The organism is Acidisoma sp. L85 (assembly GCF_009765865.1).
GTDB lineage: Bacteria > Pseudomonadota > Alphaproteobacteria > Acetobacterales > Acetobacteraceae > Acidisoma.
In genome coordinates, this window is record NZ_LMUQ01000084.1 from 167,864 (window position 1) to 185,168 (window position 17,305).

14 protein-coding genes and 1 tRNA gene are annotated in these 17,305 nt (G+C 64.1%); 8 read left to right on the forward strand and 7 right to left on the reverse strand.

The window, feature by feature from the left end; genetic code table 11:
- Positions 1-90 precede the first annotated feature (90 nt).
- Genes GSQ83_RS28610 through GSQ83_RS28620 form a run of 3 tightly spaced genes read left to right on the forward strand, consistent with a single transcriptional unit; the run spans position 91 to position 2,957 of the window.
- Positions 91-1,389, forward strand: a complete 1,299-nt coding sequence (locus GSQ83_RS28610; protein ID WP_371418098.1) for a hemolysin family protein — start codon at positions 91-93, stop codon at positions 1,387-1,389.
- Positions 1,389-2,147: a carboxylesterase gene (locus GSQ83_RS28615; protein ID WP_158806648.1), complete on the forward strand. Its 759-nt coding sequence runs from the start codon at positions 1,389-1,391 to the stop codon at positions 2,145-2,147. The genes GSQ83_RS28610 and GSQ83_RS28615 overlap by 1 nt, the downstream gene beginning before the upstream one ends.
- Before the next feature lie 42 nt (positions 2,148-2,189).
- On the forward strand, positions 2,190-2,957 hold the full coding sequence (locus tag GSQ83_RS28620; protein WP_158806415.1) for a phosphatase PAP2 family protein: 768 nt from the start codon (positions 2,190-2,192) through the stop codon (positions 2,955-2,957).
- A gap of 11 nt (positions 2,958-2,968) precedes the next feature.
- Here the strand turns inward: GSQ83_RS28620 and GSQ83_RS28625 are convergent, their stop codons facing one another.
- Positions 2,969-3,196 (reverse strand): hypothetical protein, encoded by a 228-nt coding sequence (locus GSQ83_RS28625; RefSeq protein WP_158806416.1) that lies wholly within the window; start codon positions 3,194-3,196, stop codon positions 2,969-2,971.
- A 225-nt stretch (positions 3,197-3,421) separates the two neighbouring features.
- Here GSQ83_RS28625 and GSQ83_RS28630 point away from each other — a divergent pair, with 225 nt between their 5' ends.
- From GSQ83_RS28630 to GSQ83_RS28640, 3 genes are all read left to right on the forward strand, one after another.
- Positions 3,422-5,389, forward strand: coding sequence for an AI-2E family transporter (locus GSQ83_RS28630; RefSeq protein ID WP_158806418.1), 1,968 nt, complete (start codon positions 3,422-3,424; stop codon positions 5,387-5,389).
- A 550-nt stretch (positions 5,390-5,939) separates the two neighbouring features.
- Positions 5,940-7,016 (forward strand): hypothetical protein, encoded by a 1,077-nt coding sequence (locus GSQ83_RS28635; protein WP_158806420.1) that lies wholly within the window; start codon positions 5,940-5,942, stop codon positions 7,014-7,016.
- 217 nt (positions 7,017-7,233) lie between these two features.
- Positions 7,234-8,400, forward strand: coding sequence for a Fic family protein (locus GSQ83_RS28640; protein ID WP_158806422.1), 1,167 nt, complete (start codon positions 7,234-7,236; stop codon positions 8,398-8,400).
- Positions 8,401-8,459: 59 nt separating this feature from the next.
- Here GSQ83_RS28640 and GSQ83_RS28645 read toward each other — a convergent pair whose 3' ends face one another.
- Positions 8,460-8,876 (reverse strand): DUF423 domain-containing protein, encoded by a 417-nt coding sequence (locus GSQ83_RS28645; protein ID WP_158806424.1) that lies wholly within the window; start codon positions 8,874-8,876, stop codon positions 8,460-8,462.
- Between the two features lie 81 nt (positions 8,877-8,957).
- On the opposite strand from GSQ83_RS28645, the gene GSQ83_RS28650 reads away from it, so the two are divergent.
- Together GSQ83_RS28650 and edd are read left to right on the forward strand one after the other, a co-directional pair.
- Positions 8,958-9,034, forward strand: a tRNA-Pro gene (locus tag GSQ83_RS28650).
- A 188-nt stretch (positions 9,035-9,222) separates the two neighbouring features.
- Complete coding sequence (gene edd / locus GSQ83_RS28655; protein WP_158806426.1) at positions 9,223-11,043, forward strand: phosphogluconate dehydratase; 1,821 nt, start codon at positions 9,223-9,225, stop codon at positions 11,041-11,043.
- 179 nt (positions 11,044-11,222) lie between these two features.
- Here the strand turns inward: edd and GSQ83_RS28660 are convergent, their stop codons facing one another.
- The 5 genes from GSQ83_RS28660 to GSQ83_RS28680 all read right to left on the reverse strand — a co-directional run bounded on the left by GSQ83_RS28660 (position 11,223) and on the right by GSQ83_RS28680 (position 17,248).
- The gene (locus GSQ83_RS28660) at positions 11,223-12,392 is read right to left on the reverse strand and encodes a Gfo/Idh/MocA family protein (protein ID WP_158806428.1); all 1,170 of its coding nucleotides are present in this window, start codon (positions 12,390-12,392) and stop codon (positions 11,223-11,225) included.
- A 291-nt stretch (positions 12,393-12,683) separates the two neighbouring features.
- Positions 12,684-13,751, reverse strand: a complete 1,068-nt coding sequence (locus GSQ83_RS28665; protein WP_158806430.1) for a WD40 repeat domain-containing protein — start codon at positions 13,749-13,751, stop codon at positions 12,684-12,686.
- A gap of 7 nt (positions 13,752-13,758) precedes the next feature.
- On the reverse strand, positions 13,759-14,769 hold the full coding sequence (locus GSQ83_RS28670; protein ID WP_158806431.1) for a GTP-binding protein: 1,011 nt from the start codon (positions 14,767-14,769) through the stop codon (positions 13,759-13,761).
- A 14-nt stretch (positions 14,770-14,783) separates the two neighbouring features.
- Positions 14,784-16,115 (reverse strand): O-antigen ligase, encoded by a 1,332-nt coding sequence (locus GSQ83_RS28675; RefSeq protein WP_158806432.1) that lies wholly within the window; start codon positions 16,113-16,115, stop codon positions 14,784-14,786.
- Positions 16,112-17,248, reverse strand: coding sequence for a glycosyltransferase family 4 protein (locus GSQ83_RS28680; protein ID WP_158806433.1), 1,137 nt, complete (start codon positions 17,246-17,248; stop codon positions 16,112-16,114). The genes GSQ83_RS28675 and GSQ83_RS28680 overlap by 4 nt, the downstream gene beginning before the upstream one ends.
- Positions 17,249-17,305: the final 57 nt, after the last annotated feature.

Below are 17,305 nucleotides of genomic sequence, written 5' to 3' on the forward strand. Positions count from 1 at the left end.
TCGGCCGGGCTGCAAATGATGTAGGAGGTCTTCGGGATTTGGCGCCGCGGCTTGCGCCTATTCGGACGAAGATAGGCGAGGGCTGTGGAAATCTGGCTGGAACTCTGCGGCATTTTGCTGCTGATCCTGATCAATGGCCTCTTCGCAGGTAGCGAGCTGGCATTGATCTCGTCGCGGCGGGCACGTCTCGCCGTGCTGGAACGGAAAGGGGTCGCAGGGGCCGGCGTCGCCCGGCGGCTGAAGGAGCGGCCGCAAATCTTTCTGCCGACGGTGCAGGTCGGCATCACCCTTGTCAGCGTCGTCACCGGCATGTTCAGCGGCGAGCGGGTGACTGTGGCGCTGCAACACCTGATGGAACGCAGCCAGCTGCTGCGCCCGATCGCCCATGGCTTCGCCTTCTTCGTCACCGTCGTCGCTATCACCTTCCTCACCATGGTGCTGGGCGAACTCGTGCCGAAACAGCTTGCCTTGCGATGGCCCGAGCTGCTGTCCTCCCGCGTCGCCCCCATGCTCGTGCTGATGGCTCGCATTTCGACCCCGGTCATCTGGATTCTCAGCAAAACCTCGGCGGGCATCCTGCGCCTGATGGGTGTCCATCGCGCGCGGCCTGATCTGCCGAGCGAAGAGGAGCTGCGGGCTTTGCTCGCCGAAAGCACGCAGACCGGGGTGCTGGAGAGCGAGGAGAAGCTCATGATCGAGCGGGTCCTCCGCCTCGCCGATAAGCCGGTGCGGGCGATCATGACGCCGCGCACGGAAATCGCCTGGATCGATCGTGCCGCGACCCATGCCGACATCGTCGCTCGCATCAAGGGCAATGCCCATTCGCGCTTCGTGGTGGGCGACGGCACCGTCGATAACGTCGTGGGCGTCGTTCAGGCCAAGGACATGCTGGACCGCTTGCTGAGCGGCGGGACACTCTCTCTGGATGACGCGATGCGCCAGCCGATGATCGTGCCGGACGCGATCTCGGCGCTGGACGCGCTGGAGCGGCTGAAGGGCGATGCCAACGGCATGGCGCTGGTGATCGACGAATATGGAAGTTTCGAGGGGCTGATTACCGCCGCCGATATGCTGGAGGCGATCGTCGGCGACGCGGATGACACCGGGACGGAGGCGCGCGGGCATGCGACGGGTGCGTCTCACGAAACGAACTTCGTGTTCGACGGGCTCATGCCGCTGGATGAGCTCAAGGAGAAGCTGTCGCTGGGCAATCTGCCGGCACCGGGCACCTACCATACGGCGGCCGGCCTGATCCTGGCGCTGCTGCGCCGGGTGCCGCAGACGGGGGATGCGCTGCTGTTCGGCGATTGGCGGTTCGAGGTGCTCAGCATGGATGGCCGGCGGGTGGATAAGCTGCGCGTGGAACGGCAGAGCGAGGTCCCATCGTGATGGCCGGTGCCGAGGAGAGCGGGAGGCTGGCGCGGGAGGATGGCGCAAGCCTGGCATGGCGGCGCCTGCGCGGCGCCGGGCCGACGATCGTGTTCCTGCCCGGCTTTCGCAGCGACATGGAAGGCTCGAAGGCGATGCATCTGGCGGCTTTCGCCGCCCGGCGTGGCCAGGCGATGCTGCGGCTGGACTATTCGGGCCATGGGGCGAGCGGCGGCCGTTTCGAGGATGGTACGATTGGCCTTTGGTCGGCGGATGCGCTGCGCGTGATTGATGCGGTCACCGAGGGGCCGGTGATCCTGGTCGGTTCGTCCATGGGCGGCTGGATCGGGCTCAACATTGCGCTTGCTCGGCCCCAGCGTGTGGCGGGCTTTGTCGGTATCGCCGCGGCGCCCGATTTCACCGAGCGGCTGATCTGGGAGGCACTGGCGCCTCGGGAGCGCGAGACGCTGCTCTCCGCAGGCGTCCTGGCGATGCCGAGCGAGTATGGCGAGCCGACACCCATAACCTTGGGCCTGATCGAGGATGGCCGGCTCCATCTCCGGCTCAACGGCCCGATAGCCCTCGACTGCCCGGTGCGGCTGTTGCAGGGACAGCGGGACAGCGATGTGCCCTGGCGAACCGCGCTCGATATCGCGGAGCGGGTGACAGGCGACGACGTGAGGGTGACCCTTGTGAAGGACGGCGATCACCGACTGTCACGAGAGGCCGATCTCGCTTTGCTGGAGGGCGTGGTCGGCGCGCTGCTCGATGCGCCTTGAGGCCGCCATCACTTTGCCTTAGGGCAGACCGGCTTAGGTAAGATGATCGTTCTGCTCGAAGGACGGCCTTGGGGGGCGACCATGAAGCTGACGTTGCGTGTAGTTCTGGCCCTTGGCCTGCTTCTGCCTTTGGGCGCGCCAATTCGCGGCGCTCAGGCCGACGATTTCTACATTACGCCAGCGGATGTAAACCTTGAGGAGATGCTGGCGCCCCCGCCGCTGCTCGGCTCAGACGCCCAGAAGGCGGACATGAAGGCGGTCATGGACGCGCAGGCGGCGCGGACCACGGACCAGGTCACGGCCTCGGTCAAGGACTTCAAGAAGTCGATCTTCCGCTTTGGCGATGTTCTTGGCCCGGGCTTCACGAAGGTAAACCTCCCGTTCACGGACGCGTTCTTCAAGCGCGTCATATTGAACGACTCGGAAATCATTACTGCCGCCAAGGGCTATTTCATGCGGCCGCGCCCCTTCATCACGAATGACCAGGTCAATCCGGTGATGCTGCGGCCGGGCGGCGGAGGATACCCGAGCGGGCATTCCACCTTCGCCTATGTGACCGCCATCCTGCTCGGCATCATGGTGCCGGAGAAGCGTGACGCGTTGTTCGCCCGCGCGAACGACTTCGCATCCATGCGGGTCATCTCAGGTGAGCACTATCCCAGCGACGTGGCGGCCGGGAAGGTCGCCGCCGCCTTGATGGCCAATGCGCTTCTCCATTCGGCGAAATTCATGGCGGATTTCAAAACCTCTGAGGTCGAGGTCCGCAGGATGCTCAATCTCCCTCCCGCTCCCCCAACGACCTCGCCTTAGCCGGGCGGCGGTCAGGCGCGGTCGCCGACCGGACCAACATAGGACATGTCCAGACTTGCCTGAGGCCGCCGCATAAGCTCGAAGCCGGAGAGGTGGAGGTAATCAACGAGGCGCTCCGCCGTCATCTCGGCCTCATCGCGACTGTCCCGCCGGTTACGCGTCGCCCGGCTGCGAAGAACAAAGGCGAGTTCCTGCACCACTTCGCGATCATCGGCGGGGTGAAGAAGAGTTTCGAGCATGGCCTGCGACCTCTCTGAATACTGCGACTTGATCTAGGTAGGATGAAATTAGGAACAAAGCAAGAACATTGACGATTAAGTGACTCGGGGCGTGAAGATCCAATGTTTCAGCCTGAGAAGTTTAGCCGCGGTTCTTAATCCTGACTCCACACCTATTCGATTGATGGCCCACAACCATATCGGCCAGGGGCACGCCGATCCGGCCTGGGGCCTGAGGAGATTCGGATGTCCGTCATCAACCCCGCAGGTCCGCTGCCCAAAGCTAAGGTCCCGCCCACGGAGGGTCCAAAGCCGGAAGGATTGATGGCGCTGGCCACGGGCGTTGTCGTTGTGGTCGCGCTCTATCTTGGCCGCGACGTGCTGATTCCGATCACGCTCGCCATTCTCCTCAGCTTTGTCCTCGCGCCCTTGGTGGGGCTGCTTCGCCGCCTTCGACTGCCGAAAGTCGTGGCGGTTCTGCTGGCCGTGCTACTGGCGCTCGGTGTCATCCTCCTGATCGGCGGACTTATCGGCTCCCAGATCGCGAGTCTGGCCGGTGACCTGCCCCGCTACCAGGCGACCGTACTCCACAAGTTCGAGGCCGTTCGCGGCTTTGCCATGGAACGGCTGCATACGGTGATGAGCCATTTTGCGCCGCATATCGGACCGCATCCAACTGCGGCGGATGCCGCGGCCTCAGCTGCCACCGCGGGCGATGGCGGGCCGCAGCCGCTGCCTGTCGCGGTCCAGGAACCGACTCCCTCGGCTTTCGCGTTGTTTAAGCGCTTTCTGGAACCGATTCTCAGTCCGATCGAGACGGTCGGCATCGTGCTCGTTGTCGCCATCTTCATCCTGATGCAGCAGGAGGACCTGCGGGATCGGTTGATCCGGCTTTTCGGATCGACCGATCTGCATCGCACCACGCTTGCAATCGACGATGCCGCGCATCGTCTGTCGCGTTACTTCCTCACACAGCTCTGTATCAATGCGGGCTTCGGCGTGATCATTGGCATAGGTCTGACGATCATTGGAGTGCCGAGCCCGATCCTTTGGGGTGTCTTGGGCATGCTGCTGCGATTCGTGCCGTATATCGGCTCGCTCATCGCAGCGCTCCTGCCCATCTGCCTCGCCGCGGCCGTTGATCCCAATTGGGGAATGTCGATCTGGACCCTCGCCCTTTTCCTCCTGACGGAAAGCGTGATGGGGCAGGTCGTGGAGCCGATGCTGTACGGCCATAGCACCGGGCTTTCCCCCGTGGCGGTGATCGTGGTCGCGATTTTCTGGAGTTGGCTGTGGGGGCCTATCGGCCTGATCCTGTCGACCCCTCTCACACTGTGCCTCGTGGTCGTCGGGCGCCATGTGGAGAAGCTGGAGTTTTTCGACGTGCTGCTGGGAGATCGGCCCGCGCTTACGCCGGTCGAGACCTTTTACCAGCGGCTCCTCGCCCACGATCCGGATGAGATGCTGGAACAGGCCGAAGACTTGCTCGCTACACGCTCGCTCTCCTCCTACTACGACGAAATCGCTTTCAAGTCCTTGCAGCTCGCCGCGGGCGATGTCGGTCGCGGCGTGGTGTCCGAGCAGCAGATCGCGCGGCTGCGCGACGACCTCCAATCGCTCGTCGATGAGTTGGAGGAGTATGACGACGTCGATCCGCCGGAGCGGTTGGGGAAGGACATCATCGGTGTCGCGGGCGTGGAGCGGGCCGATCGTGGTGTGCCCGCCACGCTGCCCGCGCCGGATGCAAATGTCGAGCCTGTGGCGAACCCAGGTGAAGCGCAGACGCCTCTGCCGCTAGTGTTGTGTATCTCGGGCCGTGGTGCACTGGACGACGCGGCAGCTGGGATGCTTGCGCAGCTTCTGCGAAAGCATGGCTTCGCGACGCGGCTGGTGCCGCATGAGGCAACCTCACGCAGCGGTATCGCGACTCTCGACCTCACCGACGTCAGGATGATCTGCATCTCATATTTGGAGATCATCGGCCATCCCACGCATCTTCGTTACCTGCTGCGGCGTCTGAGACTACGGGACGCAACCGTGCCAATCCTCGTGGGACTTTGGCCAATGGAGGATCCATTCCTCTCAAATGAGGAGATGCGCGCGATGATGGGAGCAAGCGCCTATGTCACTTCGCTGCGCGATGCGGTCATACAATGTGTCGAAATCTGCAGCGAAAGCCCAGGACGGTCAGGCAGCGAGTCTCAGGCTGCATGACCTAGTGCAACGCAACCTATCGCAGGCGCATCAGGACTATATGGGTATACAAATTTTTTGGCTCGAGCTGTTCAGCGCTGTTGAGCAGAAAGCATATTGAGAGCCAGGCAATTTCTTCGATATAGCAACATCAAAGCCTCGGGGCTGTGCGACATTTCGTCGCAAAGTCTTTCCGCTTTCGAATCGTGTTATGCTGAGGCAAATTGATTTTCAGGGGAGGTTAGACCTCCGCTGATGCTTCGCCACACAAAGGTTAATATTCATCTAATGAGGCGCAGAAAATACGAAACAGCTGAGGGTACGGGCACTGTCGCCGCGTGGTTTGCATGCTATTCCATGGTCACTGTCTAGCTTTCATAGGCCACCCTCGGCAAATCCTCCCGACTGACCTTCTTCGTTGCCCAGTCGGAGCCCCAGTCGCTAAGCGATAGTGGACATCGAGAGCCAATCGAAACGAAATTTCGTTCGATTGCCTTTATCGATTTGAACGGCATCGGCCTGAGCCACCGTGACTGGTGGCGGGGCCTCTTTACTGGAAGAGGAAGACTAGATGGTTGGCGCAGTGACGGTGAAGGGCGGCGCTCTGGTAGAGATGAATTTCGTGGGGTATCTGCCCCAGCCGCAATCGGCCGGAAAAAGCAACTACGCGAATTTCTTCGGTTCGGGAGCCTCGCTGGGCGCCAGCAGCGTTATCTATGATGGGTCGTCGCTACAGGATTCATCCGTTTCGCCCAACGCATCCCTCTGGATTTTCTCCAATAGTAGCGTAAGCGTGCCGGGCTCGTACAACGCGGTCTACGATGGCACCTTCGGTGACACGGTCACCACAGGCGCCGACAATCAGATGACGTTCCTGCAGGACAATGGTGTGGGGAATGGCACTGTCCTAAACCTCACGTTTGGCAGCAATACAATCTTCGCTGCCGGTGCCGACACCATCAACACCGGCAGCGCCTCTACCTTGATCTTTGCGGGTCGCAACGACGTCAATGTCCACGGCGGCAGCGGCTCCATGTATTTCGTTGGCGGCTCGGGCGCCGTTTCCATCCTCGGTGGTTCCGGGCCGACGACCCTTTTTGGCTCGTACAGCGCCAACACCTTGCTCGAGGCTGGCAGCGGGCAGAACGTGCTTATCGCGGGCGCTGGGCCCGAAAATACGACACTCGTTGGCGGCAGCGGTTCGACTTGGGAATTCGCCAACGGTTCTGGCCCCGTCACGATGTACGCCGGCAATTCTTCCGGCTCCGGCGCTTCCCCCGCTATCTCGATCTTGGTCGGCGTGACTGGCACCGGCCCCGAATTGATGAAGACTGGCAGCGGGAACGCGCTTATCGGCCTGAACGCCGCTGCTGACACGGTTATAGGCGGCTCCGGCGCGTCCACGGTTCTGGGAGGCATCGGCGACGACGTCTATGCTTTCGTCAAAAATCAGACAGAGGGAACCGAAGTCATCCTCGGCTTCAAGGTGGGCAAAGACGCCCTGGTCTTCAGCCCTGGCTACGGCGACAAGCCAGTGGCAAGCGAGACCATCGAGAAAGTGGCGGGCTACGGGACTTCCGACGTCATTCAGCTGACCGACGGAACGACCATTACTCTTATCGGCGTCTCGCATAAGATCGAGACCTAACGCTCTCGCTTCTCCGTTCCTGTTCCTCTGTCATTGAAAGGCCCGCCCAGTGCGGGCCTTTTTTTGCGCGAGAACTGCGTTTGATCTGTGAAGCGGTCGTAGTCCTGAGGCACCTCTGCTCAGTGTTAGGGGCAATTAACGAAAAGCACATGCCGTCCCGCTACATCTGTCAGGCCTGCTGAAGTCGCCATTTGCGGCGAGACGGAGAGAGGGGCGAATGAAGTTAAGCGATCTGTCCGCGGACCGGCGCCGTAGTGTTGTGGATGTTGAAGGCCGGCCCGGCGTCGTGGCACTGGTGCCAGCACCGTTACCGCGTCAAGTTTCGGTGGCGAATGTCCTGCTTCCACTGGAACAGGCGATTTCGGCCCTTGCCATGCTGCGGCTGACGGCCGATGGATTCCCGCTCGCGCGCTCCGCAGAGTTCGTTCTCGGCCGCAGCGAGGCCATAGCTTCCGCCCATTTCGCCCATGAGGATTGCGATCTGGTCAGCCTTCTTGCCTATGAGGCATCTGAGGAGGAGGAACTGCCTGCGGCGAAGCTGCGCCAGGCGGTTAACTGTATCAAAGCGCTGCAATTCGGCATGGGCCAGACCAGCGGTGGCTTTGCCGTCACGCTGTCCTTCCTGCGGGATGCCCACCGCATTGCCACCGGATCGGCCGCCGTCAACGGGATCCCCGGCGAGCTTCGCAGCCGTCAGACATGGATCGGCGGCCACCGCATCGAGGTCGCGCGGTTTGTGCCGCCACCGGCCTCACGGCTGGAACAATGCCTCGCCGACGTCGAGGAGTTCGTCGCCGCGCCGAAGTCAATGCCGCTGATCCTGCAAATCGCTCTGCTCGTCGCACAAGTCGAGGGCATTGCGCCATTCGAGTTCGGCAACGGCATTGTCAGCCGGCTGATCCCCTCATTGATGAGCGCCGGCGCGGGCTATCCGCCGCTCTTCATGTCCGGCTTTCTCTACGAGAACAGACAGGAATACGAGGAAGCGATCGCTGCGGTGCATCTTCGCAATGACTGGGACCGCTGGCTCTCCTTCTTTTTGGATGGCGTGGCGGCCGCCGCGAACCACACGATTAGCACGATCCAGGCGATGGCGCGGCTGCATGCAAAATGGGAAGGCAAGCTCGCTTTTCTCCGCTCCGACTCGCGTGCCAGGGACGTTGCCGGGCTCGCCTTCGGCAATCCCGTCATGACGGTCGGTGGGATCCAGCGGCAACTTGGCGTTTCGTTCCAAACAGCCAATTCGGCCGTCGTCGCGTTGGGCAAGATCGGCATCCTCAGCAGCTTCAACGGAAACCGGCGCGGGCGGGTCTTTGTCGCCGACGATATGCTCCAGCTGCTCGGCTCCGAGCGGAAGCAGGAAGCGTCACTGGTCACCGCCTGACGCCATGCGGGCCGTGCCGGCGGGCGCGGCCCTAGTCCTGTCCAGCCCCGCCGTGGACTTCAGATCACCGCGGGGCTGGCTTTGGGTGCCCTTGAAGAAGGCGCCGTTTTGCGAAGCGCCGAAACGGCCAGCAGAAGCCAGCCGGCCATCAGCAAGAAGCCGCCGGTCGGGGCGACGGCCGACAGCCGAAGCTTCGCGAGCGCCAGGGCGTAGACCGCGCTGCAAAACAGCGGTGTGCCCAACGCGAAGGCCAGTCCCGCAAGCGGGAGCAGGCGCCCCGTTGCACCCTGACCACGCAATAGCGCACCGCAAGCGATCAGCGCGAGCGCGTGCCACATCTGCATCTCGATCGCTGTGTGGACCAGAATGAGATCGCCGGCGGATAGGCGTTGGGGCAGGGCATGCGCGGCCAGCGCCGCGAGGATCACACCCAGCAAGCCGTAAAGGGCTCCGATCCCGATCCAGGCACGATCCATTCTCTGTATCCTCGCGTGATCGTCCTATGCGCCGCGCCGCTTGCCGGGGCGCGCCCCTGCCGCTATATGCCGCCGCTCGGCCGGAGTGTAGCTCAGCCTGGTAGAGCACTGTGTTCGGGACGCAGGGGCCGGAGGTTCGAATCCTCTCACTCCGACCAAAAATCTCAACGGCCCGGCAGTCATCTTCAAACAGTGACCGCTGGGCCGAGCGAACCCTTTGGCGGACGATCTTTCTGAGGGCGCGGCTCCGTCCATGTTTCGCGGGCGGCCTGATGCGTCTTAGCCGCGCTCGGTTCCGCTGCTAGAATGACCTTTGCGTCTGACAGCCGGAGGGTATTGCCCCGCCATGACCACTACTCACGCCCGCATCGCATCCGTCACGGACCGCATTCGTACGCGGAGCGCCGCGTCCCGGGCCGCCTATCTTGTCCGAACGCGCAAGGCCGCGGAAGCACATCCGGCGCGGTCAGGGCTGTCCTGCGCCAATCTCGCCCATGCCTATGCCCCGATGTCGGCGGGTGACAAGCTGCGCCTCGCCAATGGCAGCGCGCCGAATATCGGGATCATCACCTCCTATAACGACATGCTCTCGGCCCATCAGCCCTATGAGCACTACCCGGAGCTTATCCGGCGCGGCGCGAAAGAGGCGGGCGGCGTCGCGCAGGTGGCGGGCGGCGTGCCCGCGATGTGCGACGGCGTGACGCAGGGCAATCCGGGCATGGAAATGTCGCTGTTTTCCCGCGACGTGATTGCCATGAGCACGGCGATCGGGCTGTCACACAACGTCTATGACGCGGCGCTCATGCTGGGCATCTGCGACAAGATCGTGCCGGGACTGGTGATCGGCGCGCTACAATTCGGCCATCTGCCGACGATCTTCGTGCCTGCTGGCCCGATGACCTCAGGCATCTCGAATGCCGAGAAAGCGAAAGTCCGTCAGCAATATGCGATGGGCGAAGTCGGCCGGGAGGCGCTGCTCGATTCCGAGATGAGGGCCTATCACGGGCCCGGCACCTGCACCTTCTACGGTACCGCGAATTCCAATCAGATGCTGATGGAGGTCATGGGCCTACATTTGCCGGGTGCGGCCTTCGTACATCCCAATACGCCGCTGCGCGACGCGCTCACCGCGCATGCCGCGAAGCGCGTGCTGGAGATCTCGGCGCGGGGCAACCAGTACATCCCGATCGCCGAGGTGGTCGATGAACGCGCGGTGGTCAATGGCATCGTGGCTTTGATGGCAACGGGCGGCTCGACGAACCACACGATTCACCTTGTGGCGATGGCGCGTGCCGCTGGCATCCATATCACCTGGGACGATTTCGACGAGATCTCGGCCGCGACCCCGCTGCTGGCGCGTGTCTATCCCAATGGCAAGGCCGACGTGAACCACTTCCACGCCGCGGGCGGTATGGCGCTGCTCATCGGAGAGCTGCTCGACGCTGGGCTGCTACATGAGGACGTGACCACGGTCGCCGGCCGGGGTCTGTCGCATTACCGCACGGAGCCGGTGCTGGAGGATGGCGCGCTGGTCTGGCGCGATGGCGTGAAGGAAAGCGCCGACCCGGCGGTGGTGACTTCGGTGGCGAAGCCGTTTTCGCCCGATGGCGGGCTGCGGCTGATGCAGGGCAATCTTGGCCGTGGTGTCATTAAGGTGTCCGCCGTCACGCCGGAGCATCGGCGGGTGCGGGCGCCGGCGATCGTCTTCGACACGCAGGAGGCGGTGGTGGCGGCGCATAAGCGCGGCGAGCTGCAGCGGAATTTCGTCTGTGTCGTCCGGCATCAAGGGCCGCGGGCGAACGGCATGCCCGAACTCCATCGCCTGACGCCGGTGCTCGGCGCTTTGCAGGACCAGGGCTTCCATGTGGCGCTGGTGACGGATGGGCGGATGTCTGGCGCCTCCGGCAAGGTGCCGATGGTCATCCACCTGTGCCCCGAGGTCATGATGGGCGGCCCGGTCGGCCGGTTGCGCAACGGCGACATGGTGCTGCTGGATGCGGAGGCCGGCCAGTTGAATGCCGAAGTCGCCGCCGGCGAATGGGCGGCTCGCCGGTTGCCCGATTTCCCCGAGGATAGTCTGGCCGAGAGTTTGGGGCGCGACCTCTTCCAGGGCTTGCGGTCCCGGGCGGCGACGGCCGAGGAAGGCGCCTGGAGCTTCGCGGCTTAGCGATAGAATGATCTATTACTGAACCGGGACCAAAAGATCCGTCATGGCATGCGAAGGCATGCCATCCACGCCTTGCCTTGGTTGCGCAAGCAAAAGCGTGGATGCCCGGCCTTCGCCGAGTATGACGGGGTGGAATGAGCACGGCTCAAACCAGAGGCATTCTGCTCCACCGAACAGTCTCAGCCCGGGGGCACCCAGGTTCCGCCTTGGCGGTTCGACTCCAGCGCAGCCCGCACGAAGCGCATTCCGGCGGCGCCTTCCTCGACTGAGGCAACCAGAAGTGACTGCGGAGGCGGAGCGTGGCCTTCGTCGCGCGCCGCGATCTGGTCGGCGACATCTGTGTAGAGCTGGGCGAAAGCCTCGAAATAGCCTTCGGGATGTCCGGCGGGTCCGTGCGGGATATAGGGTGCGGGGACACCAACCACTCCGGGGCCGGCGCGGGTCAAGCGCTGCGGCGGCTCGCCGAAGCGGGTGAAGATCAGCTCGTTGGGCTGTTCCTGTTGCCAGTCCAGCCCGGCTTTCTCGCCATAGATGCGTAAGCGGATACCGTTGTCGTTGCCGGGCGCCACCTGGCTCGCCCAGATCATGCCGCGCGCGCCATCGGCATAGCGTAGGAGCAGGTGGACGTTGTCGTCCAGCTGGCGGCCTGGCCCGAAGCTCGTGAGATCGGCGCAGATTGCTTCCGGTGTGATGCCGCTCGCGAAGCCCGCGAGGTGATAGGCGTGGGTCGCGATATCGCCCAGGCAGCCGCCAGCGCCGGATTGCGCCGGGTCGGTGCGCCAGGCGGCTTGCTTGTGGCCTGTCGCCTCCAGCGACTCGGTCAGCCAGGACTGTACGTATTCGACATTGACGAGGCGCAGCTTGCCGAGCAGGCCGGCGGCGACCATGGCGCGGGCCTGCCGCACCATCGGATAGCCGGCATAGGTGTGGGTGACGGCGAAGAGCCGGCCGGTGCGGCGCCGGGTTTCGACCAGATCCTCGGCCTCCTCGACCGTCATGGTCAGAGGCTTGTCGCAGATGACGTCGAAGCCGGCTTCCATGAAGGCTTTCGCCGGGCCGTAATGAACATTGTTCGGGGTGACGATGGCGACGACGTCGATCCGGTCGGGACGGTTGCGCTCGCCTTCCACCATCGCCTGCCAGGTCTCGTAGCTGCGGTCCGGGGCGAGGTGCGCCTCGCGGCCGCCTTGGCGCGCCCGTTCGGGATTGGAGGAGAGCGCGCCGGCGACGAACTCGTAGCGATCGTCGATCCGGGCGGCGAGGCGATGCACTGGGCCGATGAGGGAGCCCGGGCCGCCGCCAACCATGCCGAGGCGCAGGCGTCGCCGGACTTTGCCGGATTTAGTCATGTGTTCTTCCCCCAAAGCAGATTGGGGATGATGCCTTGCGGGCACGCATGGGGAAAGCGGTCGAGTTTCGCTTTTAGACGGCTAGGATCGAATTCTGAACATTGCCCATTTCTCCACGTCATCCTCCGCGAAGGGGGAGGATCCACGCCTTGCTTGCTTCGTGAAGAAGACGTGGATGGCACGGGGTGCCCCGCACGCCTTCGCGTGACATGATGAATTTCTGGGGTGCGGTTCAAGCCAGAGACATCTCGCCTCAGACCCCGCGATGGGAAGCCCAAGGCAGCCAGCGACTTACTTGTTGCCTTTGCTCAGGTCGATGATCCCCGCGAAGCCCGTCTCCGTGCCGATCGCGAGATGGCTGCCGCCCTCGTTCCAGCTCAAGGCCGAGACGGGGCCGCGGCCCGGTGCCATGACGGGCAGGATGCGGCCGCCCTCGATCTCGCCGAGGATGACGCGGCCATCGGCGAAACCCGCCGCGACGACCTCGCTGCGCGGATTGAAGGCGACGCGGGTGACGACCACGCTGCCGCCGCCCGCGAGTTCGGTGGGTGCCTTGCCCATCGGACCGCCGCCGAAAAAGGGCCAGAGTACGACGGTATCGGCGCCGGATGAGGCGAGCCAGCGGCCGGTGCGGGAGAAGGAGATGGAGAGCGGCTTAGTCGGATAGCCGCTCATCCGCATGTGCTGCCCGTCTGACAGGCGCCAGCCGTGCAGGGAATTTTCCTGCATCGTGGTCACCACCGCCTCGCCATCGGGATGGAGCGAGATGCCAGTGTGGCTGCCCTTCCATTCCAGGCGGCGGGGGGTATCCGTCTTGGCGCCGGTGAACCAGACGCTGGCGCCGTTGTAATGCGAGGCCGCGACGCGTTTGCCGCGCGCGTCGAAGGCGATGCCGGTGACGGTCGAGGGATGTTCCAGCACCTTCAGGCGCTGGCCTGCCGCGTCGAAGACATGGAGCTGGCGGCCGGCGGCGCAGCAGAGCGTGGAGGCATCACGCTCCCGGCCACGCCCCGGCGCGTAGGCCGCGACATGCTCGACCCACTTCGAGCCGAGATCGGCGAGGGTGGTCGATTCGCCAGTCGCCGTGGTGCGGCGGAAGTCGCCGTCGTCGCCGCCGGTCACGATTGCCCCGGCCACGACATCGGACGCCACCGAGAGAATGGCGCCGTCATGGACGACGAAGTTCTTCCAGTCCTCCTTGGGTTCGCCGAGGCTCGCGAAATGCAGGCTGCCGTCACCCAGCGCGAAAGCCGCGAATTCGCCGCCGCGCTCAAAGGCGGCGCCGACGACATAGGCGTCAAGCATTCGGTGGGCGCCGCGCGTTTGGAGGAGCGTTTCGGCGTCCAGCGTCTGGCTCATGCGTGCCTCAGGCGACTTGGCAGGATTCGAAGCCGCGACGCAGCTGCGGGCGATTGAGATCGCGGCCGATGAAGACCAGGCGGCTTTGCCTCGGTTCGTCATCCTTCCAGGGGCCGATGAAGTCACCGTCGGCGATCATGTGGACGGCCTGGAACGCGTAGCGGCGGCTCTCGCCGGCATAGTCCAGGATGCCCTTGGTGCGCAGGATGTCTCCGCCCTTGGCGTTAAGCAGCGCGCCGATCCAGCTGTTGAACTTCTGCGGGTCGATCGGGCGCGAGACGGTGAAGCTCATGCTCGCGATGTCTTCGTTGTGCTCGTGCTCGTCCGATTCAAGGAAGTCGGGGTCAAGGGCGAGGATGCGGCTGAGGTCGAAGGCGTTGCGGCCGAGCACGGCATCCACCGGCACGCCCGAACGCTCGCTGCGGATAATCGGCGCGAGGGCGTTGATGGCCCGGATGCGGGCCTCCACCGCCGTCAGTTCCTGATGCGTCACCAGGTCGATCTTGTTGAGCAGGATGACATCCGCGAAAGCGATCTGCGCGGCGGCCTCGGCGCTGTCGGCGAGGCGGGCGGGCAGGTTCTTCGCATCCACCACAGTCACGATCGCATCGAGCCGGGCGCGGGCGCGAACGCCCTCATCGACGAAGAAGGTCTGCGCGACGGGGGCCGGATTGGCGAGGCCGGTGGTCTCGATGATGATGCCGTCGAACCGCTCCTTGCGCTTCATGAGGCCGCCGAGGATGCGGATGAGATCGCCGCGCACGGTGCAGCAGATGCAGCCGTTGTTCATCTCGAAGACTTCCTCGTCGGCATCGACCACGAGGTCGTTATCGACGCCGAGTTCGCCGAACTCGTTCACGATCACCGCGTATTTCTTGCCGTGCTTCTCGGTCAGGATGCGGTTGAGCAGCGTGGTTTTGCCCGCGCCGAGATAGCCAGTGAGCACGGTGACCGGGATGAGATCGGTCACGCTGGCGGCGGCGGCATTGAGGGCGGCGGCTTGATTGGTGTCTGGCATTGTCTCGGCTCCGGTCACGGACGGGAAGGCGCGCTACCTGATATAGGCGGCACTAACGTTTGGGGCGAGGGCTCGGCTACGCGTCGCCAGCGCGCTTCTGCCAATCCCCAGCCGAGGATGACAAAGAAATAGCCGCTTACCGGCAGGCTGGTGAAGGCGCTGGTGGAGGCGATCGGCCAAAGATGAATGAGGGCGGCGATGAAAAGCCCGGCTCGCAGCGCATCCGGGCGGCGCCACAGCCCTCTTCCCATATCGCGGAGCCAGACGAGGCCGAGGAGGCCGAACAGTACGAGGCCGGGATAGCCGCCATCGGTGCTGGCCTGCAGGTAGAAATTATGCGGGTGCTGTTTGCAGATGTCGGGACCCATGCCGATGTCGGCGACTTCCGGATATTGCCAGCCACGGAAATAGCGATGCATCGGGCAGCCGGTGCGGAAACCGTCGAAGCCACGGCCGAACCACGGGTGCTGTTCGGTAATCTCATCCCCTCGCCTGAGCAGATAGCCGTAGGGCGTGGTTTTGAAGTGCTCCATCTGGGTCGTGAACTTCTCGACCAGCCGGTAGTAGGTCGGTGGCGAGATGACCGGGGAGGCGGCGAGGACGATGCCTCCGGCCACGAGCGCTGCGATGGCGACGAGACGGAGGCGTGGCAGCAGGAGTGCCGCGACGATGAGGCCGAGCGCCGTCAGAAGGACCGGCATGCGCTGGCCGATGAGCACCATCACGGCGATGCCAAGGGCGGCGAGCACGACGCCAGCGAACCGCGCGATCCAGCTAGGCCTGGCGATCAGCGCCATAACCGGGGGCAGGAGCGCCGGGAACAAGATGCGGATGAGCTCCGGACCGGCGCGCGGCTTGAAGAAGGGGCCAGTCAGTTCGCCATCGACCCAGCGGCCGAAGCCGAAGAAGTTGCGGCCGGTAGCGTATTGGTAGAGGCATTGGATGCCGATATAGGCCGCGACCGCTTGCACCATCCGGAGCAGCCAGAGGCGATGGCGGGGATCGCGCAGGAAGCGATGCTCCAGCGCGGCGGCGAAGACCAGGAATCGCACCATCGCCGCCGCTTGGCCAAAGACATGCCAGCTTCCCTGCAACAAGGGCGGCAGCGGCAGCGAACACAGCATCTCCCAGCCCCACCAGGCGATGGCGAAAGGCACCCAGCCGAGCCGCAGCCAGCGCCAATGTCCTTCCCGCGCGCATTGCAGCAGGAAGAGGAGTGCCACGACGCTGATGAGTGCATCGGCAAGCGCGCGCGCATTGAGCAGCGCGGGCGTCACCAGCAGCAGCGCCACAAGGGCAACGCGGTCGGTGGCAAGGAGGAAGCGGGGAGAGAGAGAGCGGGTCACGGCTGAAGCATATCCGTCCTTATGCGATCCAGCAGCGCGCGGGCCGGGACCAGATCGTAATTCGCGGCCCGTTGCCGACCCGCTTCCGCGAGCCTTTCCCGCAGCGAGATATCCCGGGCGAGCAACAGAATGGCTTCCGCCACCGCCGCCGGATCCTCGGGATCGGCGATGAGCGCCGTGCCTTCGGCCAGTTCTCCCAAACCACCACGGCTTGAGGTGACGAGGGCGGAGCCGGAGGCCATGGCTTCCAAAGCCGTTAGTCCGAAGGGCTCTTGCCAGCGGCTGGGCACCACCGCAATGGCGGCTCGGCTCAGTGCGGTCATGACATCTCCATGATTTCGGAAGCCGAGCAGGGAGACACCGGCCTCTGCCGCCGATCGCCGGAGGCCTCGGGTAAAGGGTGTTTCAGGGCTGTCGGGGCGGAAGCGGTCGGCGCCAATCATGTCGGCGCGCCAGCCCGGCAGTTGCGGCAAAGCGAGCGCACAGGCGGCGACGAAAATATCGGCGCCCTTATCGGCCACGAGGCGGCCAGCGAAGAGGATCGTGGGCTCGCGTTCCGTTGTCGGCAGCAGTGTCGGAAGCGCCGCGAGGTCGAGGGAATTGGGGAGGATCTCGGGTGCCCGTACATCTGTTACGCCCTCCATCCAGCAATCCCGCAGAAAAGCCGAGACGCAGATTATCCGGCCCAGCTTTCGCGACAGAGCCGCGCGCCGGCGCGGCGAGGAGGCGCCTCGCATCCGGCGCGGATCATTGTGCAGAAACAGGGCCATCCGGTGAGCGGGAAACCGGCGACAGATGCGCGCCGCGACGTCCGGCCGGTTGTGTATCTCAACCAGGTCGGGCGCGAGCGCGTCGAGCGTTCGGAGGATGCCGCGCGCGTAACGGCTCGTTGCGCCGCCAAACCATCCCGAGTTATCGATGCGCTTGAACGGAACGGCGAAAACAGCGCCCGGCTTAGCTACACCTAGAACGACAACGCTGAACCGAGACTGCGCTGCGGCATTGACACCCGCGAGCCTGGCTTGAAGGAGACCAATCGCACCAGCGGTGTCAGGACCAAATCCCTCACGCGGCGGAAGGACCACTGCGACATGCATCGTCCCCGGAAGCTTCTCTGAGGACGCAATGTTCAAAGTTCGTTCCCTTGGGTAAAGCGCGCGGTGCTTAGGCATTACGTCGTCTGAGGCTCG